The following is a 246-nucleotide window of genomic DNA, read 5'->3' as shown; positions in this document are numbered from 1 at the left end:
CGGACGCATCATCCGTGAACGTATTGCTAAGTACAACATTGACTGCGATCTAAAAGATGGCGGCGTATTTGCGGCGATGAACGAAAAGCAGATGGGACATTTACGCCATCAAAAGCAGTTATGGGAAAGCCATGGTCATGTTGGCAAGCTTGAGATGCTCGATGCAAACGGCATTCGAACTGTGGTAAATACTGAGCGCTATGTCGGTGGTATGTTGGATAAGAGCGGCGGCCATATTCACCCGCT

At 48.8% G+C, this 246-nt stretch carries 1 protein-coding gene; it reads left to right on the top strand.

Annotated elements, in window-relative coordinates:
• On the top strand, positions 1 to 246 hold a 246-nt coding region (locus tag B4920_RS27420; RefSeq protein WP_139379755.1), incomplete at both ends, for an FAD-dependent oxidoreductase.

The organism is Zoogloea sp. LCSB751 (assembly GCF_002028455.1).
Taxonomy (GTDB): domain Bacteria; phylum Pseudomonadota; class Gammaproteobacteria; order Burkholderiales; family Rhodocyclaceae; genus Zoogloea.
The sequence above is the reverse complement of the archived record's forward strand: the minus strand, read 5'-3'. Positions and strand labels throughout refer to the sequence as shown.